Origin of the sequence: Ezakiella sp. (assembly GCF_034180565.1) — a bacterium.
GTDB lineage: Bacteria > Bacillota > Clostridia > Tissierellales > Peptoniphilaceae > Ezakiella.
In genome coordinates, this window is record NZ_JAXFOB010000020.1 from 1 (window position 1) to 24,487 (window position 24,487).

Annotated in this window: 25 protein-coding genes; 16 read left to right on the top strand and 9 right to left on the bottom strand. The window is 38.2% G+C overall.

What is annotated here, in order from left to right; translation table 11 throughout:
* Positions 1-608: 608 nt before the first annotated feature.
* From SPI61_RS04000 to SPI61_RS04010, 3 genes are read right to left on the bottom strand one after another with little or no spacing between them, the layout of a single operon-like run.
* Complete coding sequence (locus tag SPI61_RS04000; RefSeq protein WP_321136828.1) at positions 609-1,031, bottom strand: hypothetical protein; 423 nt, start codon at positions 1,029-1,031, stop codon at positions 609-611.
* An 8-nt stretch (positions 1,032-1,039) separates the two neighbouring features.
* The gene (locus SPI61_RS04005) at positions 1,040-1,648 is read right to left on the bottom strand and encodes a response regulator transcription factor (RefSeq protein WP_321136829.1); all 609 of its coding nucleotides are present in this window, start codon (positions 1,646-1,648) and stop codon (positions 1,040-1,042) included.
* A 1-nt stretch (position 1,649) separates the two neighbouring features.
* Positions 1,650-2,666 carry a hypothetical protein gene (locus SPI61_RS04010; RefSeq protein WP_321136830.1) on the bottom strand — a complete coding sequence of 339 codons (1,017 nt, stop codon included), beginning with the start codon at positions 2,664-2,666 and terminating at the stop codon, positions 1,650-1,652.
* A gap of 115 nt (positions 2,667-2,781) precedes the next feature.
* On the opposite strand from SPI61_RS04010, the gene SPI61_RS04015 reads away from it, so the two are divergent.
* The 4 genes from SPI61_RS04015 (at position 2,782) to SPI61_RS04030 (ending at position 7,098) form a co-directional block, all read left to right on the top strand.
* Complete coding sequence (locus SPI61_RS04015; protein ID WP_321136831.1) at positions 2,782-3,714, top strand: ABC transporter ATP-binding protein; 933 nt, start codon at positions 2,782-2,784, stop codon at positions 3,712-3,714.
* The gene (locus SPI61_RS04020) at positions 3,715-4,725 is read left to right on the top strand and encodes an ABC transporter permease (protein ID WP_321136832.1); all 1,011 of its coding nucleotides are present in this window, start codon (positions 3,715-3,717) and stop codon (positions 4,723-4,725) included. It abuts the gene before it with no gap.
* Positions 4,712-5,758 carry an ABC transporter permease gene (locus tag SPI61_RS04025; protein WP_321136833.1) on the top strand — a complete coding sequence of 349 codons (1,047 nt, stop codon included), beginning with the start codon at positions 4,712-4,714 and terminating at the stop codon, positions 5,756-5,758. The genes SPI61_RS04020 and SPI61_RS04025 overlap by 14 nt, the downstream gene beginning before the upstream one ends.
* Positions 5,759-6,813: 1,055 nt before the next feature.
* Positions 6,814-7,098 carry a hypothetical protein gene (locus SPI61_RS04030; protein WP_321136834.1) on the top strand — a complete coding sequence of 95 codons (285 nt, stop codon included), beginning with the start codon at positions 6,814-6,816 and terminating at the stop codon, positions 7,096-7,098.
* 143 nt (positions 7,099-7,241) lie between these two features.
* On the opposite strand, the gene SPI61_RS04035 is transcribed toward SPI61_RS04030, so the two are convergent.
* The 6 genes from SPI61_RS04035 to SPI61_RS04060 form a co-directional block, all read right to left on the bottom strand.
* Entirely contained in the window at positions 7,242-7,472 is a 231-nt protein-coding gene (locus SPI61_RS04035; RefSeq protein ID WP_321136835.1) for a Veg family protein, read from the bottom strand.
* A gap of 186 nt (positions 7,473-7,658) precedes the next feature.
* Positions 7,659-7,796: a hypothetical protein gene (locus SPI61_RS04040; RefSeq protein WP_321136836.1), complete on the bottom strand. Its 138-nt coding sequence runs from the start codon at positions 7,794-7,796 to the stop codon at positions 7,659-7,661.
* Between the two features lie 10 nt (positions 7,797-7,806).
* Positions 7,807-8,247, bottom strand: coding sequence for a hypothetical protein (locus tag SPI61_RS04045; protein ID WP_321136837.1), 441 nt, complete (start codon positions 8,245-8,247; stop codon positions 7,807-7,809).
* 10 nt (positions 8,248-8,257) lie between these two features.
* Positions 8,258-9,241 (bottom strand): peptide-methionine (R)-S-oxide reductase MsrB, encoded by a 984-nt coding sequence (msrB, locus tag SPI61_RS04050; RefSeq protein WP_321136838.1) that lies wholly within the window; start codon positions 9,239-9,241, stop codon positions 8,258-8,260.
* Positions 9,242-9,861: 620 nt separating this feature from the next.
* Entirely contained in the window at positions 9,862-10,443 is a 582-nt protein-coding gene (locus tag SPI61_RS04055; RefSeq protein ID WP_321136839.1) for a chromate transporter, read from the bottom strand.
* Entirely contained in the window at positions 10,440-10,949 is a 510-nt protein-coding gene (locus SPI61_RS04060; protein WP_321136840.1) for a chromate transporter, read from the bottom strand. The genes SPI61_RS04055 and SPI61_RS04060 overlap by 4 nt, the downstream gene beginning before the upstream one ends.
* A gap of 390 nt (positions 10,950-11,339) precedes the next feature.
* Between SPI61_RS04060 and dnaA the strand changes: the two genes are divergently transcribed.
* The 12 genes from dnaA (at position 11,340) to SPI61_RS04120 (ending at position 24,456) form a co-directional block, all read left to right on the top strand.
* Positions 11,340-12,668 (top strand): chromosomal replication initiator protein DnaA, encoded by a 1,329-nt coding sequence (gene dnaA / locus SPI61_RS04065; protein WP_321136841.1) that lies wholly within the window; start codon positions 11,340-11,342, stop codon positions 12,666-12,668.
* A 181-nt stretch (positions 12,669-12,849) separates the two neighbouring features.
* Entirely contained in the window at positions 12,850-13,938 is a 1,089-nt protein-coding gene (gene dnaN, locus SPI61_RS04070; protein WP_321136842.1) for a DNA polymerase III subunit beta, read from the top strand.
* Positions 13,938-14,150, top strand: coding sequence for an RNA-binding S4 domain-containing protein (locus SPI61_RS04075; RefSeq protein WP_321136843.1), 213 nt, complete (start codon positions 13,938-13,940; stop codon positions 14,148-14,150). Before dnaN ends, SPI61_RS04075 begins: the two co-directional genes overlap by 1 nt.
* Positions 14,140-15,177, top strand: a complete 1,038-nt coding sequence (gene recF / locus SPI61_RS04080) for a DNA replication/repair protein RecF (RefSeq protein ID WP_321136844.1) — start codon at positions 14,140-14,142, stop codon at positions 15,175-15,177. Before SPI61_RS04075 ends, recF begins: the two co-directional genes overlap by 11 nt.
* A 5-nt stretch (positions 15,178-15,182) precedes the next feature.
* Positions 15,183-17,087, top strand: coding sequence for a DNA topoisomerase (ATP-hydrolyzing) subunit B (gyrB, locus tag SPI61_RS04085; RefSeq protein WP_321136845.1), 1,905 nt, complete (start codon positions 15,183-15,185; stop codon positions 17,085-17,087).
* 9 nt (positions 17,088-17,096) lie between these two features.
* Entirely contained in the window at positions 17,097-19,511 is a 2,415-nt protein-coding gene (gyrA, locus tag SPI61_RS04090; RefSeq protein WP_321136846.1) for a DNA gyrase subunit A, read from the top strand.
* 1 nt (position 19,512) lies between these two features.
* A complete protein-coding gene (locus SPI61_RS04095) occupies positions 19,513-19,803 on the top strand; it encodes an STAS domain-containing protein (RefSeq protein WP_321136847.1) in 291 nt (96 codons plus the stop codon).
* Positions 19,796-20,140 (top strand): hypothetical protein, encoded by a 345-nt coding sequence (locus SPI61_RS04100; RefSeq protein WP_321136848.1) that lies wholly within the window; start codon positions 19,796-19,798, stop codon positions 20,138-20,140. The genes SPI61_RS04095 and SPI61_RS04100 overlap by 8 nt, the downstream gene beginning before the upstream one ends.
* Positions 20,141-21,100: a SigB/SigF/SigG family RNA polymerase sigma factor gene (locus tag SPI61_RS04105; protein WP_321136849.1), complete on the top strand. Its 960-nt coding sequence runs from the start codon at positions 20,141-20,143 to the stop codon at positions 21,098-21,100.
* A gap of 2 nt (positions 21,101-21,102) precedes the next feature.
* Positions 21,103-22,296, top strand: coding sequence for a triphosphoribosyl-dephospho-CoA synthase (locus SPI61_RS04110; protein WP_321136850.1), 1,194 nt, complete (start codon positions 21,103-21,105; stop codon positions 22,294-22,296).
* A 16-nt stretch (positions 22,297-22,312) separates the two neighbouring features.
* Complete coding sequence (locus tag SPI61_RS04115) at positions 22,313-23,110, top strand: sulfide/dihydroorotate dehydrogenase-like FAD/NAD-binding protein (protein WP_321136851.1); 798 nt, start codon at positions 22,313-22,315, stop codon at positions 23,108-23,110.
* Entirely contained in the window at positions 23,107-24,456 is a 1,350-nt protein-coding gene (locus SPI61_RS04120) for an NAD(P)-dependent oxidoreductase (RefSeq protein ID WP_321136852.1), read from the top strand. Before SPI61_RS04115 ends, SPI61_RS04120 begins: the two co-directional genes overlap by 4 nt.
* The last annotated feature ends 31 nt before the right edge of the window (positions 24,457-24,487 follow it).

Consider the following 24,487-nt stretch of genomic DNA (forward strand, 5'->3'; position numbering starts at 1 on the left):
AAATTATTGAATAATTTTAATTTTTGTCTAAATCGCGTCTAACGCTTGTTTCGTTTTATTCGCTCGTTGCGGTGTGCAATAGCACACCTCATTCGCGAAAAAACTGTACTGCGCGTTATACATCGATTTATCCTAAAAATTAAGAAGTATAGAGGGGAGGTTCTGCCTCCTCTTTTTCATGCTCTATAATATCTATGGGGTAGTAAAACTCTCCATTGATATTTTTATGTAAAAAAATATATCTATGCAAATATATAAGCAAAAATCTTTTCATTAAAAAATTTATGAAAAATGAGCCTTCCAATAATTCCCAATAAAAAAAGGAGATATTTCTATCTCCCCACATATCACTTAATTTTTCGATAAAATTGATGAATAACACGAAGTGCAGAATTTTTACTGCCCGAGGCGTACTGGCAAGTACGTCGAGGGTTGAAAAATTCGAACGAGTGTTAGTCGCAATTTTAGCAAAAATTAATCTATGTATAGAAAAACCCGCTTGTTATAGTAATAAATACATAACAAGCGGGAAAATCAAAAACAAAACAATAGGAGTACACTATTATTATATAATCCCGTTTCGTTTTTTTGTTTACATAAAAGTTACATTATTTGAATACAAAGTAGTCAAGGTCCGGGAAAGCGCTTTCGAGCTTGTTTAGAGCGGACTCGGAAAAAGAGTAGAGGTTTCTAAAATCATTTATTTGATAGATGTCCTCACCGTCTTTTGTGAAGATGATGTTATAGATCGGGTATTCCGAAAGGTAGCAGATGAGTTTTACTTTTTTATCGTCATCGAGTTCATCTTGCCAGATTTCCCATTTCGAAAATCCCTCATTATCTTCTCCCACTTTTTTCGCAGTTTCCGTTTTTAAAAGGTCGTAGCCGTTGTAAAATGCATCGTCGTCTTTAAACTGTTCCTCCGGAAATGCGACTTTGTAGCCGTCCGATTCCTCGACGAGAAATCTCACCATTTGACATCTCAAATCCACTTCTTCACTGATATATGTGTGTGCATAAATTTTACTCATTTCATCACCTATAGTTTTCCTTTCAAATATTTTACCGCAAGTTCGGTTCTGTCACGCGTGCCGGTCTTTAAAAGTATTTGCGACACATGGTTTCTCACCGTGCCTTCGCTTAGAAAAAGTTTTTCACCGATTTCTTTGTTGTTCATTCCGTCCGCCAAAAGCTCCAAAACGTCGAGTTCTCTTTTGGTAAGATTTTCCGGTTTTTTCTCCGCGACTACATTTATCGCAATTTTATAAACGTCGGGGTCAAACACGATTTTTCCGTTGTAAACCGCTTCGATTGCGGGTTTTAAATCCTCAATATTGTCTTTAAGTACATAGCCTTTTGCGCCTTTTTCGACTGCATTTTTTATATATTCCTCTTCGCTGAAAGTTGTGAGAAGAAGAATTTTTGCGTTTTTATCACTCTCAATTATTTTTTCCGTCGCCCAAATTCCGTCATATTCGTCCATTCTTATGTCCAAAAGAACCACGTCGGGATGAAGTCTTTTAAATTCCTCAAGTGCCTCTTTTCCGTTCGACGCTGTTCCGACAACTTCAATTCCCATTGCCCCGAGAATTGTCACAAGACTTTTCACGACGATTTTGTCGTCATCAACAACTATAACCCGCATCATATCACCTCTTTTTCGGATAGCTCATTATAATTTTAAATCCGTCTTTTGTATCTATGTCAAAATATCCGCCGCGCGCTTGCGAAAATCTCTCCATCGAGATAATTCCAAGACCCGGCGTAAATTCGCTCGGCGCCTCGCCGTCGCTGTATAAACTGATTCTAAAAAATCCGGGCTCTTCGACGATTTCGAGTCTTGCTTCCTTCGAGTCGGAGTGATTTATAATATTTGTCACGCCCTCTTTTAAAAGCTCGACAAGCTCTCTTTTTGTGGCTTTGTCCATGCTCTTTTCCGTGATTTTGTATTCGAGCGACACGCCGTTTTTTTGAAGTTCATCCTTTAAAATCTCCGCTTCATTCAAAAGGCTTATATTTTCATCCGAAAGTGTGTGGAGCGTTTTTCGAATTTCCTTTAATCCACCTTCGAGCCTTTCAATTGTGCCGTCAATTTCGTCGTAGCCGTGCTCAATTTGAAACGCCTTTAATTCCAAAATCGTGCCGGTCAAAGTGTGCCCGATGATGTGGTGAAGACTTCCCAAAAGATTCTTTCTCTCCTCGACTTTAATTCTCTCGTCGTAGATATATCTTTCTTCGCGCCTTGTCTTTTCAATGAGTCGCTTTTGAAGCGCCTCCTTGTCCTTTCTTATTTCCACATTTTTTATATATTCATCGAGTTTAAAAATTCTTTCGAATGAAACCGCCGTAAATCCCGCCGCTAAATATATAAAGAGTTCATAAAACTCCGGTTTTATAAAAAATAATATAATAAACGACAACAGCTCGAGCGGTCTTGAAAGGAAGTTCATTCCGATAAGAACGAGTGCATATGCGGAGTTGACATCGTTTTTCAAGATTAAATAAGTCGCCAAAAGAAATGCGGCACCTCTTACAATTTCTATCTTTTTATTTTTGAACGGTTTAAAAAGTGCAAATAAATATGATGCAAGAATCGCAGCTATCGAATTTAGATTTAAAAAGCACAGATAGATGCACAGTGCCGTAATTGTTCCGAAATAAATCATGAGCGCCTCCAATTAAATTATATCAAATAAAATGACATTTGTCATGGTATGAAGTGATGATATTCATAAGATTTTCATGGTCATTGTTGGTAAAATTAAATTAAGGAGGACAATTATGGAATCAGTAGTTGAAATTAGAAATTTAATTAAGAGATATAAGGAAAAACTTGCATTAAACGGTTTAAATCTGACCCTTAAAAAGGGTACAATACTAGGGCTAATCGGTCCGAACGGCAGCGGAAAGACGACGGCGATAAACTGTCTTTTGGGACTTTTAAATTACGACTCGGGCGATATAAAGGTCTTCGGTGGCGAGCTAAAAACAAACAGCTATGACAAAAAACGCCGAATCGGAGTTGTGCCGCAAGACATCGTGGTTTTTAACAAGCTCACGGTAAGAGAAAATATCAGTTATTTTTGCAGTCTTTATGTCGACGACTCTAAAATGATTAAAACTTTGACCGAAGAAGCGATGGAATTTACGGACATAAAAAAATATGAAAATTATTTTCCTAAAAAGCTCTCGGGCGGTTTAAAAAGAAGGCTTAACATCGCGTGCGGCATCGCGCATAAACCGGACTTTCTCGTGCTTGACGAACCGACTGTTGCGGTCGACGCCGAAAGCAGAAGTTTTATTTTAAATCAAATAAAAAATCTTCGTGATCAAGGTGTTTCCGTAATCTATACCACACACTATATGGAAGAGGTGGAGGAGATTGCGGACGAAATCGTAATCATAAAAGACGGTCAAAACATCGCAAGCGGCTCGCTTTACGATTTGCTTTCAATGATTGATGAAAAGGAAAAAATTCGCGTCGACTTGGGCGACAAAGGCGAGCTCAAAAATGAATTTTTAAAACTCGAAAATATAAAAAATGTCGATTTTAAAGATGCAATTTACGAGATTTCGTTCCAAAATGAAGAGAACAATATGAGAAAGATGATTGAGTATTTGGACAAAAACAATTTGGTCTACAATCATATTTACTCCGAAAAACCGCGACTCAATCAAATCTATCTCGAACTCACGGGAAAGGAGCTGGGATAAATGATGTACGGTTTAAAAAACTACTTTCGCTCTAAAGGCAATGTGTTTTGGAGTTTTGTGTTTCCGATAATTTTAATAACGATAATAAACACAATGTTCAGCCAAAAGGATGTCGCGATAAAAATAGCGAGTGAAAACCCTGAATACACTGCATTTTTTAAAGAGCTTGATCATTTTGAATTCGTCGAAACGACTGACCCCAAAAATGATATAATGGACAAAAAGCTCGACGTCTTTATCGACAAAAACGGCGAGATGATGAGTAAAAGAAAGGATATGAACACCTTCGTCACAAACTATTTTATGAGCACGTACGACAGGCTTTTGGAAGACCCGGCGGCAACGGCGGAGGTATTAAAGGGCCTCGAAAAAGTTAAAAATCCGACCGATAATTTAAGATTTATCAAGATGCAAACGCTCTTTTCAATCCTCATTATGACCGCGTTTTACTCCGCATACGGCGGACTTGACGTGTCGGGACTCTTAAATCCGATAAACAACGACATCGCACAAAGAATTTTGATGGCGGGGAAGTCGAAGGCAAAAATTCTCATGCAATTTTCGCTCTCGAACCTTTTAATCTCGGTGCTTCCGGTAATCGTGTCGACCCTCTATGCGGTCTATGTGCTTAAAATAGATTTAATAACAGAACCGCTTCTAACGATTGTTCCGATTGCGGTAATAGTGCTTTTCGGCTTTTCTTTCGGACTTTTCTTCGGCAGTTTCAACGCCGGCGACTTCACAAATGCACTCATACTTGTTTTCATGCTCGCAATGAGTTTTATGTCCGGAATGAGCGGCAACAATATAATAATCACGGTTCTTCAAAAAGTTCCGTTTCTTCTTAAAATAAACCCGCTGTTTATGGCTGTAAAAAATCTCACATTCATAAACACCGGCGTAAGAAGTTCATTAAATTTGACGGAAATGCTTGCAATTGTCGCGATTTCATTTGTTCTCATAACAATCGCCGCAATAAGACTCGGGAGGAAACGCTATGACAGTATTTAAAACAATTCTTATCCTACTGAAAAGAAATTTTATCTACGCAATTCTGTCGCTTACGTCGATATTTATAATGATTCCTTTTCTCACGGACAACTCAAACGACACACTCGGCTTGAACTTCAACTCATGCTATGTCGGAGATATTGAAAATGCGACTTATGAAGAAAAAAATCTTATAAAATATCTCGAAAAATACAATATAAAAAAGGAAAATTACGACAGCGATGAAACTTTGATTGCAAACAAAATGCGCGCCTACTCAATCATAGTCGACCTCACAAAACCCGAAGGTGAGGATAGAGTATCCGTAAACTCGAGCCTTTTAAATCTCGAAGTGCACCAATTTCTTGGCTATCTAAACTACTACAACGACTTTGACAAGGCAAACGAACTAATGAAAAAAGAAGTTCCTATGAAAATCATCGGCAAAGCGGACTCCGAAAAAAAAGAAGTCTTAAATGCATTTCTCATGTATCAAATTTCGCTATTTATAATGATGCTTTCGGGAAAAATACTCTCGCTCATATACAACGAAGATTTAAAAAAGAGACAAATAGTCTCCTCAATCACTCCGAAAAAATTCACACTAAACGTCATACTCGGAATGCTTTTGATTTTATTTGTCGCAGTTTTAATAACAATGGGAGCGTCGTCAATCTTTGTAAAATATGGCACAAAAGACTTTATGTACAGCTTTATAAACTTTATGTTCTTTGGAATTTCGATGATTTCACTTGCAAATCTCATTTCAAAAGTTTCAAAAAATACAAAAATCGCAGACAGCTTCGCAAGCTCAATAACACTCATACTTGCCTTCACATCGGGTGCTTTCATTCCACCGCAATTTGCAAATGAAAATGTTATAAAATTCGGAAAACTCTTTCCGGAATACTACGCCATCCAAAATGTCTATGAAGGAAAATGGTCGAACTTAGCTATAAAGAACATTGCAATCATGCTCCTCTTTGCAATCATATACTTTACAATTTCAATATATTATGAAAAATTCTTCCAAAAAGGCAAGAAAAATTTGTAAGAAAAAAGCACCCTCGCTAGATGGGGTGCTTTTTTCGTATTATGTTTAAAACAATAGGAGTACATTCGTGAAAAACACGAATATCATGAAAAAAAATATATAGATTATGATTAATCCATAATCCATTAACAATAGGAGTACATTATTAGTATACCTCCACTAAAGCGAAAAATAGTAACAAAATAGTTAAATTTTATATATTTTTAATCGTTTTTTCATATTCTTTTACAATTATGAGACCAAAAACTCTCTATTTCAGAAATTGATTAATAATTTAAAAATAAAACTATAAATTCAATTTTAATTTTTAAGAAATAAATACAACACGCGGATTTTTGTTACTATTTTGTAACCAATTAAAATTAATTGAAATGTAAAATAAAGCTGTACTCCTATTTGTTATGTAGAAATATTTGTCTCATAGAATATTTCGACCATAAGATTTTTTTCATGATATTGTAGGCAAACTCGCCTACAAACTGTACTCCTATTATTAAACATATTTGGAAAAAGCCATCTTTAACGAGATGGTTTTTTTCATTTTGTAAAATTGTTTTATTTTTGTAACCAAAACCGCCTCCACATATGCTAATATATAGTTGTACTCCTATTGTTTTGTTTTTGATTTTCCCGCTTGGTGGGTAGAACTTGGTTCTCCATCAAGCGGGTTTTTCTATATATAATTTCTAATTTTTGCTAAAATTGCGAATAACACTCGTTCGAATTTTTCTACCCTCGACGTACTTGCCAGTACGCCTCGGGCAGTAAAAATTCTGCACTTCGCGTTATTCATCAATTTTATCGAAAAATTAAAGTGGAGGGGAGATATTAATATCTTCTCTTTTTTGAGAGATTTATAGAATATTAATTTTCAATAAATTTTATTTTTTAGTATAATGTATTTTGTTTATTCTTTTGAGTTAATTGCATTTTTTTACATAGATACATATATCGAAGGTTTCTCCTACATAAATATCATAGGACCGCTAAAAATAATTTGCATATAATTGTATTTGGGTATATAATATATATAAGAATCAATCAGGAGGTATATTATGAAAAAGTTATTTACAACTATCGGAGTAGTTTTGGTTTCTGCGCTCTTAATTGTATTTTTAAAGAAAGGGACTTCTGTAAAAGTTGTTTCAAATGACAAGGAACAATTAAATTTAAATTCTGACATTGCATCCATTGAAACTTCGATAGACAAAGAAGAAGCTGAAGAATATGAAAAAATATCCGAAAAATTAGAAGACCAAATCAAAAAAAGCAGAAACGAATTTAAAGAGTACGAAAAAGTTTCCAAGGGTTTGGAAGAGCAAATAAAAAACAACAGATAAAGATAAAAAAAAGACTCGAATGCATGCCACTCGAGTCTTTTACTATTTTAATTATACATAATTCCTGAGTCCGATATTCTCCTAAAATTCTCACAAAAAAATCCGGGAATTTCCGGATTTTGGTAAAACTTATATAGCGAGAGTTAAAGCCCCATGATCTTTACTCTCTCACAAAGCACGTCGCTATAAGAGTAACTTATAATGCTTTGGTCTTCGTTATTTAAATAAACTTCCACTGTGAACACGCCGGGATACGCATTTACAATTTTTCCTTCTTTCTTCACGAGTTTGTTCCTTCCGTGGTCGGACTCGAGTTCAACCGTTTCCCCTACTAAAGCGGCAATCTTTTTCTTAATATTCATTATATTTTGCATAATATCCTCCCGTAAATTTATTTACTCTTATCATTTAATTGTTTTTACATATATATCTTATCACATTTTTCTATTTTTGTCAATCCTATATATCATGATTAATAAATATTATTGAATTTTAATAACACTTTTGATATAAAATATTGTAAAATTACATTAAAAAAGTGGGATATGGTTCCCACTTTTTTACCACCAGCCTTTTTTTCTGCTAGGCTTATTCTTTTTGTCATAACCGAAAATTTTTCTTGCAAGGAAGATTGAAATCAATCCCTTTATGAGTCTTACAATAAATATGTCGTTATTTTTTCTTTTTCTACCAAACATAGTTTCCTCCTTATTTCTTTTTTCTGTCTCTGAGCGGTTTGTTGTTCAGTTTCGGGTCCAAATCCTGCTCTATTTTTCCGGAGATTAATTTCGTCGTGTTCCAAATTGTCAGAAGCACAACTATCACCGTCACAAAGTCATAAATATATGACAAATCTAAATGTTTATAAACAAAAATCGATAACACAATTCCCACAATTGCCGAGATAAACGCCGTTATAGTTCCGGCATTTATAACTCTCACTCTCGTGAGCGGATTTTGAAGCGTCACTGTTTTAAAAGCGATGCCGTCGCCGTTTGTCTTTTTGAAAATCAGCCCGCCTGCAAGTATCGCCGCATATGTTAAAAGTACGAGTCCGCGTCCCTTTTCATTGTCGGTCTCGCCGAACGGAACGAATATAACCATTATAAAATAAACAACTACAAGAGCTATAAGTAATTTTTTTGCCATAATAATCGAGCTACTCCACGAGTGGAATATAATCCTCGTAACCCTCCTCTTTCATTTTTTCCAAAGGTATAAATCTTAGTGCAACGCCGTTTATACAATATCTCAAACCGCCTTTTTCAATCGGTCCGTCGTTAAAAACGTGACCCAGATGATTGTCGCCGCCGCTGCTTCTGACTTCAGTTCTTCTCATTCCGTGCGAATTGTCTCTGTTGTAATTGACATTTTTCGAAAGTATCGGCTTTGAAAAACTCGGCCAACCGCAACCTGAATCAAATTTTTCACTCGATGAGAAGAGCGGCTCTCCAGTGAGCTTGTCGACATAAATTCCTTGTCTATGTTCATCGTTTAATTCACTTGTGTTCGGATGCTCCGTTCCGTTTTCGCGCATAACTCTGTAGGATATTTCATCGATATTTTCTTTTATCTCCTCCTCGGACGGATTTTTGTAATCCGTTTCGTCCAAAGGAGTGTAAGCAAGTTCAAGATTTATATGACAATATCCTCCCGGATTTTTCGTAAGATAATCCTGGTGATATTCCTCCGCCTTTATAAAATTCTTCAAAGGAATAACCTCGACTGCGATTTCCCCGTGAATTTTTTCTTCATATGCAAAAATCTTTTTAATAATTTTTAAATCATTATCCGTAGTGTAATAAATTCCTGTTCTATACTGCCTTCCAATATCGTTTCCCTGTCTGTTCAAGCTCTTTGGGTCTATAATTCTAAAATAATGTAGTAAAATTTCTTCGAGCGACAAAAATGAAAAATCGTATAATATCTTTATCGTTTCCGCGTGATCGGTCTCTTTCACTCGTCTATAACTCGTGTCTATTGAATTTCCATTTGCATATCCGACAGTAGTTTTAATGACACCCGGAATTCTCTTAAAATAGCCTTCCATGCCCCAAAAGCAACCACCGGCAAGATATATTGTCCTATAATTATTTATGCCTGACACATATATCACCTCTCTTAATAAGTTATACCCATCCATATTTCATTTAAACGAAAAGAGTGTTTTTATGCGTTTTTATTGATTTAAAAATCAATTTTTGAATTCGTTTTTTTAAACTTCAATAGATTTTTAATTCGTTTTTCAAATTTTCAATTTATCTATAAAACGATTTTTTAATTTTTAATCTATTTAAAAATCGTTTTTTCAAATTCGTTTTTTAAAATTTTCAATCAATCTATAAAACGTTTTTTAAAATATGTATTAAAAAAAGCCACCTTCTCGCATAGGTGGCTTTTTTTAGTAGGAGTTAGGCCCATCTAGCTTGAGCCTAATATCATGAAAAAAATTTAGTGTCCGGGGTTTCCCCCGTAAACAAAATAATAGGAGTACATTTATTATTATACCCCGTGAATCGTGTTTTGTGATTACAAATACATTACACTTGCAAAACAATTATTTTAATAAATTAATGCATGAAAAAAGTCGCCCTCTCGCATAGGCGACTTAATTCAATAGGAGTTAGGTTCATCTAGCTTGAACCTAATATCATGAAAAAATTTAGTGTGGGGGTAAATCCCCCATAAACAAAACAATAGGAGTACATTTATTATTATACCCTGTGAATCGTATATTGTGATTACAAATACATTACACTTGCACTATTTTTCAATTTTTTTATTTTTCTCCTCTTTTTCGGGCTCATATTTTTTAAAGAAAAATCCAATCGTACCGACTGCAATAAGCGTTATAATCGGGTGAATCTCAAAGATTACAGTCATAACAACCGTGAGAGCCATAAGCAAAACTGTTATAAAATTCTTTTTTATATTTTTTAAAAGATCTATAAAACTCATCAAAATCAAAGCAAGAACCGCCGGCTTTGTGCCTTCCATAAATTTTAAAACATAGACATTTTCCTTATATTTATTAAAAAGCGTAGATAGAAAAAGTATCGATAGAAAACTCGGAAGCACAACTCCGACAAATGCGACAACTGCACCGATATTTCCCGCAATCTGTCCCGCCTGTGCGATTGAAAGATTTACCGCAAGCGCACCCGGAGCGGTTTGTGCGACGACAAGGCTGTCCATAAATTCCTCTTCGGTTGCGAGCTTTCTTCCGACAAGTTCGCGCTTCATGACGAGTATCATTCCATACCCGCCGCCGAAACTTATAATTCCGATTTTAAAAAACACGAGGAAAAGCTTTACCAATTTTTTGAAATCATAATTTTTCTTCATAATAAAATATTTGCTCCTCCCATCAAAAATATAACCAATATCGGATGCACTTTATCGGTCATCAAAAGAAGCATCGATACCACGAAAAAAGAAATATTTTTTAAATCGAGTGCTGATTCTTTTCCCAAAAGAAAAACTGCAGCAAGCACAAATCCCAAAACCGCAGGTTTAAGTCCGTCAAAAATTCTAACTTTTGTAGGATGGTCCTTGTATTTTGAAAGCGTTTTCATAAATATCAAAAGTATCAAAAGGCTCGGAAGTGAAACTGCGATTGTTGAAACGAGTGCTCCCAAAAATCCACCGTTGTCCTTTCCGATAAATGTCGCCGCGTTTATTGCAAAGCTGCCCGGAGTCATTTGCGAAATCGTCATAATTTCAAGAAATCTGTCGTTTGTAATTATGCCCGTCTTTATAAACTCTTTTTGAAAAAGAGGAAGCATCGCATAGCCTCCGCCGAAGCTGAAAAGTCCAATCATGAAAAACTTTTTAAATAATAACCATAGCATATAATCACCGCTTTTATTATAGTTAAATAAAAATTTTGTGTCAAATAAGAGCCTGTGGAAATGCGAATTTAAATTTCAAATTTTTTCACCAAAATATGATTTTTTGCTTGTAAAAATATACCGAATATGTTATAATCATTGTGGAATATGTTGAAGATTTATATGATTTTCGGTGGTTATCAACAAGCTTTTTGTGGAAAACTGTGGATAACTTCCCGATTTTTTGTAAAATCATTATAAATATTTAAATTTCAACTATAGTAAGCATTTTTAATCAAAAAATATATACGTGATTTACAGATTTTTAACGTGTATTTAAAACTTTAGTGAGATGGGATGTGGAAAACTTTTAACACATGTTGAAAAGTTTTCCACAGGTGTGGATAAGATATGAAAGCAAGTCAAATTTGGTATTTAGTTTTAAAGGAAATAGAGAAGAATTATTATTTGAGTAACACCAGCTATTTAAGTTTCATTCAGGTGCTTACTCCTATTTGTGTTAAGGATAATTTTTTGGTCATAATGGGTCCGAATCTTTTTACAATAAATATTGTCAATAGAAAGTACGCGGACTTTATCGATTCATGTGTCAAGGCTGTCAATCCGGAATTGTCATTTTTACTTATTTCTCCGGAAGAAGCTGAAAATTATGAAGCTGAAGAATATGAAAGAAGGCTTCCCGAAGAGAATCTTGAAAGACCGCAATTAAATCCGAAGTTCACATTTGAAAATTTCGTCGTGGGTAAATCGAATTCCTACGCGCACGCGACTGCGTTTGCGATTTCGCAAAATCCGGGCAGAGCTTTCAACCCGTTTTTTATTTACGGCAAAAGCGGCCTCGGCAAAACGCATTTGATTCAGGCGATTGCGCATGAGATTTTAAAAAATAATCCGAACTACAAACTTTGGTATGTTTCGGCGGAGCAATTTACAAATGAACTCGTCCATTCCATTAAGTCCGGAAAAAATGAAGTTTTCAGACAAAGATACAGAAATCTGGACTGTCTTATGATTGACGACATTCAATTTCTCGAGGATAAAGAAGGCATCCAAGGCGAGTTTTTCCACACATTCAATCAGCTTTTCAGTAACGGATCCCAAATCATCATCGCATCAGACAGACTTCCAAGGGAAATAAAATCCCTTTCGGACAGACTAACAACTAGATTTGAATCAGGAGTTGTAGTTGATGTTGTGATGCCCGACATCGAAACGAGAGTTGCGATTCTTCAAAGTTTGAACGAGCTCGAAAAGTATGAAATTCCTGATCATATAATCGGACTTTTGGCATCAAACGTGGACACTTCAATAAGAGAACTCGAGGGTTCTTTGAGACGTGTAAACGCATATGCGGTTTTGGGAAATGAGAAGCCGAGCGAAGAGATTGTAAACAGAGTTTTGGAGCAGATGAAACTCGAAAAAGTTAAAAATGCTCCAATTGAGCCGATTACAATAATAGAAAGAGTGGCAAAGGAGTTCGACGTGAAATCGGAGGACATAAGGGGCAGAAGAAAGACAAACGACATCACGCTTGCCCGACATGTTTCGATGTATATCACGCGCGAGCTCACAAATCTAAGCTATCCGGGAATCGGATATGAATTCGGGCGTGACCACTCATCGGTAATTTACGCCTGTGATAAAATAAAAGAACTGACAACGAAGGACAAGGCGTTAAAACGACGTATTGACAAGCTTATAAAAGAAATCAAAAAATAATTATAAACATGTTTTTTTTATTTTTTGCAAGTTATAAACATGCACTTTGTCCGTTTTATGTGGTTTGAGGTTGTTTTGCACACTATTAACAGCCCCTACTACTAATACTATTTTGTATATATATTAATAAGCCCCGAAAATCTTCGGGGAATTCTTAAATTTTTAAATCGAGGTGACAATTATGAAATTTAAGGTAAAAACAAGCGATTTGGTTGAATCCATAAGAATTGCAACCAGAGGTGTTTCAAAAGCCGCCGGCTCAAATGTTTTGGAGGGTATTTTATTTGAGGCGAAAGACAAGATTTTGACACTTTATGCAACGGATTTGAGAATTTCCATAAGAACCGTGCTTCCATGCGAGGTATATGAGGATGGAATTTTCGTTTTGAATTCGAATTTAATTTCCGAAATCGCACGAAAGATGCAAGGCGAATACTGCGACGTCACAATTGACGAAAATATTTGCGAAGTTAAAAGCGGCAGAAGCGTTTTGAAATTTGCGGCTCTTGAGTCGAAGGATTTCCCACCGTTTCCGACTCTTGCAGAAGAGGGCTCTTTAAAAGTCAAGGGAGAAGATTTTGTAGAACTTATTCAAAAGTCGAAAGTTTCAGTGTCTCTTGACGAAAACAGATTGATTTATACGGGAATAAAGTTTGAGTCGAAGGACGGATTTTTGACTGCGACCGCTCTTGACGGCTACAGAATAAGTCTTACGAGAAAAAAGACGGACGACAACACCGATATTCACTTTATCGTTCCGTCGTCAACTTTGTATGACGTTGAAAAGCTCATAACCGACGGCGATGATGTTCTCATAAGAACGAGTGAAAGCCATGCGATGATAACTTTCGGAAGAACCGACATTTACACAAGGCTTTTTGAAGGCGAATTTTTCGATTTCAAACCGCTCATTTTAACCGAAGGAAAGACCGAAGTCACAATCGACAGAAAGGCATTTTCGGACGCTTTGGATAGAGCGATGATCATCGCAAGGGGAAATATAAATATGGTTAGGCTCACAATCACCGACGGCAATATGAATCTCATGAGCAAGGGCTCAATCGGTGAAACAAACGACGATATCGAAATCGAAAAGACGGGAGACGATCTTTTGATTGCGTTTAATCCAAGATATCTTCGTGACGGAATCAATATTTTCGAAGACGACAAAATCAAATTGCTGTTTACGGAAAGCACGAATGCGGCGACGATTTATGGAGTGAAAGACGTTGTCTTTACTTATATAGTGCTTCCGGTGAGGTTGCAATAATGGATATAAAAGTAAAAGAAAACACGGAGCTTAAGAATCTTTTGAAGCTGGCAAATCTCGTTTCATCGGGCGGTGAGGCGAAATATGCCATTTTGGAAGGAGAGGTCACTTTAAACGGCGAAGTGACAAATGTTATAAGAAAGAAACTTAAAAACGGCGACATTGTCGAGTTTAACGGAGAGATTCTTAAAGTTGTAACAGATGGAAATTAAAGAGCTTGTGTTATATAATTTCAGGAATTTTCACTATGAAAAGGCAAAACTTTCTGGCGGACTCAATTTAATTCTTGGAAAAAACGGAGTCGGAAAGACGAATTTTCTCGAGGCTCTCAGTTTTATTTATTCAGGCAAGGGTTTCGGCGATCCCGCAAGCGAGGTGCTTATGCACAGCGCTGAAAAAGGCGGAGTCATGGCGGAGTTTAAGGAAGGTATACGGGATTTAAGAAAAGTTTTATATGTAGAAGAATCCGGGTTCAAAAGGGAGATGAACAACAAGCCGGTTGGCAGAATTTCAACTTTCAGAACCCACAACATAGTTCAATTTCTCCCGTATGACACGCTTTTAATTGACGGCAGCCCGGAAATCAGAAGAAGATTTTTTGATGAAATTATTTCAACGGTAAGTGCGGAGTACGAGAAAAACTTGCGCGATTATTATAAAGTTTTGAAATTTCGAAATAATTATCTCAAAACTTATTCAAACCCGTTTAAATTTTTGGATGCACAGGATGAAGTTTTCGTGGATTTAAACAAAAAGATTGACGAGACGAGAAAGAAATACATCGAACTCATTTTAAAACGCGCAAAGGTTCATCTTTATGAAATTGAAAATTCGTGGGATTTGAATTTGAATGTGGAAAATTCTTGGGATATAAATGAGCCGATGAAATTTAGAGAGAGTGTAAAAAATGAAGATTTGAGACGCCATGTCACCACTTGGGGCGTTTCAAAGGACGACATCTTGATAGATTTCAACGGAAAATATGCAAAATATACGGCAAGTCGCGGACAAAAAAGAGCAGTTGTGATTGCTCTGAAGCTCGCAAGTTTAGATTTATACAACAAGCTTTCAAAAAAGGAGACGATTCTTCTTTTGGACGATTTGTTGTATGAGTTTGATTTTAAAAGGGATAAAAGCGTGGCGGAAAAAATAAGAGATTATCGCGCTTTTGTGACTTCAACAAAGGAAGTCGAATCGGATAATGTTATTTTAATAGAAAAAGGAAAGGTAATTGGTTAAAATTTATGGCGAATAGTGAATATAAAGCGGAATCCATCCAGGTTCTGGAAGGTCTTGAACCGGTACGTTTAAGACCGGGCATGTATATTGGTTCCACTTCTGAAAGAGGTCTTCATCATTTGGTTTATGAAGTTGTCGACAACTCAATCGATGAAGCGCTCGCAGGAAGATGTGACGAAATAAAGGTTACTTTAAATAAAGACGGTTCAGTTACAGTCGTTGACGACGGTAGCGGTATACCTACGGAAATTCACCCGAAAACCGGAAAGAGCACGGTTGAAACGGTTCTTACAATTTTGCATGCGGGAGGAAAATTTAACAACGACGCATACAAAGTTTCCGGCGGACTTCACGGAGTCGGGGTCAGTGTTGTAAACGCTTTGAGTGAATGGCTCATTGCGACTGTTAAACGTCACGGCAAAATTCATGAACAACGTTTTGCAAGGGGCAAGGCGATAAGTGAACTTGAAATTTTAGGAGATACCGAAGAAACGGGAACTACAATTCAGTTTTTACCGGACAAGGATATTTTCGACACGGTAGAATTCGACTTCGACACTCTTGAAGACAGAATGAGAGAAATGGCATTTTTAAACAAGGGAGTTAAACTTGTTTTAAGAGATGAGCGCGGCGACAAGGAAAGGGAAAAGGTTTTTAAATACGACGGCGGAATTATTGAAATGGTCAAGTATTTAAACAAATCAAAGAACCCGATTGTCGAAGATATAATTTATATTGACGAAGAAAAAGACGGTCAGGAAGTTGAAATTGCGCTTCAATACACCGACGGATACAGCGAAAATATTATTTCTTTCGCAAATAATATCCACACTCCTGAAGGCGGAACGCACCTTTCGGGTTTCAGAACTGCGCTTACGAGAATCGTAAATGATTACGGCAGAAAAAATAAAATTTTAAAGGACAATGAGCCGAATCTTTCCGGAGACGATGCGAGAGAAGGTTTGACCGGAGTTATAAGTGTAAAACTTCCGCAACCGCAATTTGAAGGACAAACAAAGGCGAAACTCGGAAACAGCGAAACATCCGGAATTGTGAATGCAGTTGTCGGAGAAAAGCTCGCGCAATATTTCGAAGAAAATCCAAGAGTTGCAAAACTCATTTTGGACAAAGCGGTAAAGAGCCAAAGGGCGAGAGAAGCCGCAAGAAAGGCGAGAGAAGTTTCAAGAAACAGGTCGATTCTCGAGTCGACTGCTCTTCCGGGAAAACTTGCCGAATGTCAATCGAATGACAACAGCATAACGGAAATCTTCATAGTCGAAGGGGACTCCGCAGGCGGTAGTGCAAAGCAAGGTAGGGACAAACACTATCAAGCGATTTTGCCGCTCAGGGGAAAAATCATGAACGTTGAAAAGGCGAGACTTGACAAAGTTTTGGGATATCAGGAAATTAAATCCATGATCACCGCTTTCGGAACGGGTATCGGTGAAGACTTCGACATTGAAAAGTTGAGATATGGAAAAATCATCATCATGACGGATGCTGATGTCGACGGTGCGCACATCAGAACTCTTCTTCTCACATTCTTCTTCAGATATATGCCTGAACTTATAACCGGTGGACACGTTTATATTGCACAACCGCCGCTATATAAGGTTACAAAAGGAAGAAACGAAAAATATTGTTACTCGGACAAAGAGCTCGATGAATATTTGGATGAAATCGGACGTGAAGGAATTACTCTCCAACGCTACAAAGGTTTGGGGGAAATGAACTTCGACCAACTTTGGGACACCACAATGGACCCTGAAAAGAGAGTTCTTTTGAGAGCAAATATTGAAGATATGGGATACAGCGACGAAGTTTTTTCTATGCTGATGGGGGACAAAGTTCAACCTAGACGCGAATTTATAGAAGAAAACGCCAGATATGTAAGCAATTTGGACGTTTAGGAGATAGATATGAAGAATGTTATTGATGTAAAAGTTGAAAAGGAGATGAAAAAGAGTTATCTCGAATATGCGATGAGTGTTATTGTCGCAAGGGCACTGCCTGATGTTCGAGATGGCTTGAAACCTGTTCACAGACGTATTTTGTACTCTATGGAAGAACTCGGTGTCACAAATGACAAGCCGTACAGAAAGAGTGCGAGAGTTGTCGGGGATGTACTCGGTAAGTACCATCCTCACTCAGATACAGCGGTCTATGATGCAATGGTTCGTCTTGCACAGGATTTTAATACGAGATATTTGCTTGTTGACGGTCACGGAAACTTCGGCTCCGTAGACGGCGACGGCGCTGCTGCAATGCGTTATACGGAAGTGCGTATGACAAAACTCACGCATGAAATGATAAGGGATATTGAAAAGGAAACTGTCGATTTCAGTCCGAACTTCGATGAAAGTTTGAAAGAACCTGACGTGCTTCCTTCGCGTTTCCCGAATCTTTTGGTAAACGGCTCTTCGGGTATTGCGGTCGGTATGGCGACAAACCTTCCGCCGCACAATCTTTCGGAAGTGATTGACGGACTCGATTATATGATCGACAATCCGGACTGTACACTTGAAGATTTGATGCAATTTATAAAGGGACCGGATTTTCCGACGGGTGCGACAATTATGGGAAAAGGCGGCATAAAGGACGCTTATTCAACAGGAAGAGGGCTCATCACACTTCGTGCAAAAGCGGAAATCGAAACCACTTCGAGGGGAAGAAACAGAATTGTCGTCAAGGAAATTCCTTATCAAGTAAACAAGTCGAAACTCATTCAAAAGATTGCTGAACTTGTAAGAAATAAAGAAATTGACGGCATCACGGATATCAGAGACGAGTCCGACAGACAAGGCATGAGAATTGTCATCGAACTCAGAAAAGATGCAAATCCGAAAGTCACATTAAATCTTCTTTACAAGAGAACGCAAATGCAAACCACATTCGGCGTTATAAATCTTGCGCTTGTAGACGGCGAGCCGAAAACGCTCACTTTAAAAGAATTGATGTACTATTATTTGGAACATCAAAAGGAAATCGTCACAAGAAGAACCATATTCGACCTCAAAAAAGCGGAAGCACGAGCACACATCGTCGAAGGTCTTTTGAAAGCGCTCGATTATATCGATGAAATTATTAAACTCATCAGAGCTTCAAAGGATGACGCTGAAGCGAGAAGCGGTCTTATGAGCAAGTTTGAATTTACTGAAATTCAAGCAAATGCAATTCTTTCAATGCAACTTCGTCGTTTGACGGGTCTTGAAAAGGACAAGCTCACGGCGGAATATGAAGATTTAATCAAGAGAATCAACAGATTCAATGAAATTTTATCTTCGGAAAGAATTCTTTTGGGAATCATCAAAGATGAATTAAATGAAATTAAAGAAAAATACGGCGACGAAAGAAGAACCGACATCGTTCTTAACGAAGGCGAAATCGACGTTCTAAATCTTATCGCCGACGAATCGGTTGTAATTACAATAACCGACAGAGGATATATAAAGAGAGTGAACGAAAACACTTACAAGGCTCAAAAGAGGGGCGGCAAAGGCGTCAAGGGACTCACGACAAATGTCGAAGATGTTGTTGACGATTTATACACTCTCACAACCCACGACGAGGTTTATTTCTTCACAAATCTCGGCAAGGTTTACAGTCTTCGTGCATACGAAATTCCGGAAAGCGGCAGAACTGCAAAGGGCACTGCAATTGTAAATCTTCTTCAAATTTCGGGCGGCGAAAAAATCACGCAAATAATTCCGATAAAGAAAAATGAAGAAAGAGAATTTATGACATTTGTCACAAAGAACGGAATTATAAAGAAGACTGAACTCGCGCAATACGAAAACATAAGACAAAGCGGACTCATCGCGATAAATCTCGATGAAGACGACGATTTGATAAGCGTTTATTTGACAAATGAAGAAGACGAAATCATTTCCACAACGAGAAAAGGAAAGGCGATAAGAATTAACGGCAAGGACGTGCGCCCGACGGGCAGATCCACAAGAGGAGTTAAACTTATTACGCTTGAAGACGGCGACAGTGTCGTTTCGTCGCAAGTTGTAGGAAAGGGTGCAAAGCTTCTCACAATCACCGAAAAAGGCTACGGCAAAATGACCTCAGAGGAAGAGTACACAACTCAATCAAGGGGCGGCAAGGGAATTTTGACCCACAGAATAAACGAAAAGACCGGCGCACTTGTGACGGCACTTGTGGTTTATGATGAAAAAGATTTACTATTGATTTCATCGAGCGGTGTCATTATAAGAATTTCCGCAAAGGAAATCGCAAAGTCTTCTCGTGCGACAATCGGTGTAAAACTTATGGACATCGGCGAAGAAAAGATTGTTTCTGCAATTCAAACCGATGAAACGGAGGAATAAAATGGAAGTTTTAAAAAAGGACGGCATATTTTATCTGAGCGGGGAATTTGATATTTTCCACGCCGGCAATGTAGAAAGCAAAATCATGGAAGATTATGACGGTAAATCCGATTTGATTCTCGATTTCGGTGGGGTCACATTTATGGACTCAACCGGGCTCGGCATTCTTATTTCAATGCTCAAGGAGCTTGAAGAAGACGGAAATATGATTCTTGTAAAGAATGCAACTGACAGAATCAAGAAGGTTTTTGAAATTACAGAATTGGATAAGGTGTTTGGAATCAATGATTAATCAAGGAAAAGAAATTTGTCTCAGTGTACCGGCGGAACCGGAGTTTGTTATGAGTCTCAGACTCTTTTTCTCCGGGCTCGGCACAGTTGCCGGATTCGACGTCGAAGAACTCGAAGCGATGAAACTTGTCATAAGTGAAATGCTCGTTATGTCGGTTAAAGATGAACAGGAAACGGTCGATTTTAAATTTGAACTTGGGAACGGGGAACTTTCCCTTCGCGCAAATGTTACTTTCGACGATAGGGACGATTTGAGCTTGAAGATTATGGAAGCTTTGAGCGAAGAACTTACAACGGACGATGTGGAGACGGTAGTTAAATTTATAAAGGAGGCTTAGATGGCGGAAGAAAAAAAGACTGATAAGAAAAATAAAATAGATGTCGATAAGTCCGAAACCATCAAGCAAAATGAAAAAAAATCTTCAAAAAAAACAAGCGAAAAAAATGAAGATGTGAAGGATACAACTCTTTCAGAATCAAGCGATGAAAAAATTGATAAAAAGAATGAGAAGAAAAGAAAAAAGCAGGAAGAGATAAAAGAAAAATTTATCGAATACCAAAAGACAAAGGACAAGGCGCTCAGAGATGAACTCATCGAGGAACATATGTATCTTGCCGAAATTCTTGCAAAGAAATACACTGGCAGGGGAATCGATTACGAGGACATTTTTCAAGTCGCAAGTGTCGGACTCATTCTTGCGGTCGACCGCTTCGACCCGTCAAAGGGTTATGTTTTTTCAAGCTATGCCACTCCGACGATTATAGGAGAGATAAAGAGACACTTCAGGGACAAGGGCTGGACTATAAAAGTGCCGCGCCGCATCCAGGAGCTCTCGAAAAAAATCAGCGTTGCAAAAAATGTACTCGCCGGCGAACTCGGAAGAATTCCGACGGCGGAAGACATCGCCGACTATTTGGACGTGAGCTACGACCAAGTCATCGAAGCGATGGAAGCGTCGAAAGTTTATCAACCGGGGAGCATTGACTCCACGATTGATTCTTCGGACGACGGAAACGACCTTCAAATTTCGGACATAATAGGCGACGACGACCCGACTTATGAAAGAGTTGAAAATCTTGACTATCTCGTTCGCGAGCTCAAAAAACTTCCGAAGATTGAAAGAACAATTTTGATTGAAAGATATATCAACAGAAAAACTCAAATTGCAATTGCGGAAGAGCTCGGAATCAGCCAAATGACTGTTTCAAGAATCGAGAAAAAAGTCATTCGCTCCCTTCGCGCTGATGCGGAAAAGAGAATGGGCATCGACCACAAAAAGGAAAGCAAAAAATCGTAGTTATGATTGAAAAGATTATAGAAAATTTTGCGATTGACGCAAGTTTTGAGGAATTAAATCTCGATCCGAAGCCGGGGCTTGTGACTCCGACTTCGAAAGGCAGTCACGCGGATATGGACTATGAAATAATGAAAGCCGGAATAGAATCTCTCGTGGGATACTATTCCGAAGCTTTTTCATACGGTTTTTTGGGCGAAAGTTTTAATTCTTTACGAAAATTGGGAATGCTTTTCGAAAAGAAAATGTATAAAAACACTTCGGGCGTAAATACGCATCTCGGCTCAATTTTTTCGCTTGGAATTCTTGTGTTTCTGGTTGGGCGCATAAAGAGAAAATGTCTCGAAATTGACTCGGACAATTTTCACGAGCTCATAAAAAAGGAACTCGAGAGCGACGAATTTGCCGTGCTTTTAAAAGAGGGGAATTTCGGAGCGAGAGCGGAAGTGATTTCGGGATATGAAAACTCGTTTAATTATTTGGATTTCGATTTAACGAAGAGACTTTTATATTTGATTTATAATGTTACGGACACAAATGTTATAAGGCGTGGCGGAGAAAAAAACGCCGAAGAATTTAAAAAGCTTGCAGCTCAAGCAATAAGTTCCGGCGATTTAGAGGAGATTTCGAAATTTGCAATCGAAAAAAACATTTCTCCGGGTGGTGCTGCGGACATTTTGATAAACTCGATTTTTATCGAAAAAGTTTTGAACTTCGAAAAAGAGCGACGTGAAAATTATAGGGATGAAAAACTTTCTCACAACGACCGGATGTTTGAAAAAATAAATAACCGAAGTGTTGTGGTTTTAAGTTTAGTTGTTCCGGGAATCGAAAAGGACATGAAATTTTTTCGAAAATTTTTCGAAAGCGAGTATGAAAAGCTAAGAAGTTTTTTAAATCTCGAAGCGAAGGAAAAAATTTTTTCGAAATTCGGCTATTATGCAATTTTTCCGATTTGTAAAAGTAAAAAAGAGCTAGAGGAATTAAAGGGAAAGACCGTCGAAATCGAAAAGACGGGTCTTATTGACATAGACATATATTTTGAGGGAAAGCCGATTTCAAGGCGTGATATCGGTAGCCCGGAAAGAAGATGCCTCATTTGCGAAAACAAGGCGAAGGACTGTTACGTTTCAAACGCACACAAAAAAAGTGAGCTTTTGGACATGGCGGTTGCGATTATGAAAAATAATCAAATTTGATAGATTAGAGGGAATTATGGTAGCGATTTTAAATAAAAAGAAATTGTCAGACGATATATACGAAATAATGATTGATGCGCCGAATGTAAGCGAAAACGCAAAGCCGGGGCAATTTTTCATGCTTCAGGCAACTCCGGAAGCGGAAAGAGTTGCGCTTTCGATTTCCGATTGGGACGCTGAAAAAAAGACGGTCACATTTGTAATTATGAAAGTGGGAGAAAGCTCCGGTGCAATCGTCGAAAAAAATGTTGGCGAAGAATATTATCACGTGTGCGGACCTCTTGGAAATCCGAGCGATTTGTGTGATATGACAGACGCGGAACTTTCAAATGAGAAAGTTGTATTTTTGGCGGGCGGAGTTGGAGCGGCGCCGGTTTATCCACAGGCGAAGTTTTTGCATGAAAAAGGTTTTACTCCAACGGTTATTTTGGCTGCCAGAAACGAAAGTTTAATTCTCTACGAAGAAAAGCTTAGAAGTGTCGCTGATGTACATATTGCGACGGATGACGGAAGCCGAGGATTTCACGGTCTTGTGACGGATGCGCTTCAAGACCTTGTGGACAAGGGGATGAAATTCACAAGAGCGGTTGCAATCGGACCGATGATAATGATGAAGTTTGCGGTTATAAAAGCGGAAGCGCTCGGCATCACGTCTGTCGTAAGTTTAAATCCGATTATGCTTGACGGAACCGGGATGTGCGGTTGCTGCAGATGCAAAGTGGGCGGCGAAACGAAATATGCATGTGTCGACGGTCCGGAATTTTTCGGAAAAGATGTCGATTTTGACGAAGCTTTGAGGAGACTTAGACGATGATGGAAGATAGAAAAAAATTTTTAAATGATGAGCGAGCTCTTCGCCCGACAAAGAGGGACAGAATTTCACCTATGCAAAGGGACAGCGCCGAAAGAAATAAGGACTTCGAAGAAGTGAGTCTCGGTTTTACCGAAGAAGAAGCGGTTCTCGAAGCGGAAAGATGTTTGAATTGTAAAAATCCGACTTGCATTTCGGGTTGTCCGGTTGAAATCGACATTCCGAAATTTATCATGGCGATAAGAGGCGGAAATATAAAAGGCGCGAAGGAAATCATCGACAACTCGCACGCTTTTCCGGGAATTACCGGAAGGGTTTGTCCGCAAGAGACGCAGTGCGAATCCGTTTGCGTGCTTGAAAAAGTTGGAAAGCCGGTCAATATCGGAAAGCTCGAGAGATATGTCGGAGATTTTATGCGAAAACAAAATGAAAATTCGAGAAAAAATTCCGAGAAAAAGTTCGAGCACTCCGTCGGAATCGTGGGAAGCGGTCCGTCGGCGATGAGTCTTTCTTACGACCTTTTAAAGGCGGGTATAAAACCGGTCATATATGAAGCGTTCGACAAAGTGGGCGGAGTTTTGACATACGGTATTCCGTCTTTCAGACTTCCGCGTGAGGTCATCGGCTATGAAATCGAAAAACTGAAAGCCCAAGGACTTGAAATAAAACTTGGGACAATTGTCGGAAAAAGCATCTCGATTGACGAACTTTTAAAAAAGCACGACTTTGTATTTTTGGGAAACGGCGCAGGCCTTCCGAGACTTCCGGAAATTCCCGGAACGGACTCGAACAATGTCTTTACCGCGAATGAATTTTTGACAAGAATAAATCTGTGCCAGGCAAATCTTGACGGATATAAAACTCCGCTTCCGAAGGGCGAAACTGTCGCAGTTATCGGCGGCGGTAATGTTGCGATGGATGCTGCGAGATCCGCAAAAAGGCTCTATAAATCTTCGGAAATATTCTATAGAAGAGGCGAAGAAAAACTCTCCGCAAGAATCGAAGAAATAGAGCACGCGAAAGAAGAGGGCGTCGTTATAAACACAAATTACAATCCAGTCGCCGTGAATGAAGATGAAATAACATTTATGGTAAACGGCGAAGAGATAAAAAGAAAATTTGACATTATAATTTTTGCAATCGGAACAGAGCCGAACAAGCTCATGAACTTCGATAAAGAAGGCATAAAAACCGCAAACGGACTCGTCGAAATCGACGAATATTTCGAAACGTCGAGGGACAGAGTGTATGCGGGAGGCGACGTTGTGAGCGGCGCGGCGACTGTTATACGCGCGATGGAATCGGGCAAAATCGTTGCAAGAAATATTATAAAAAGACTTGGAGAATAACAATTGATAGCTGAGAGCATTTTGTTTGTAT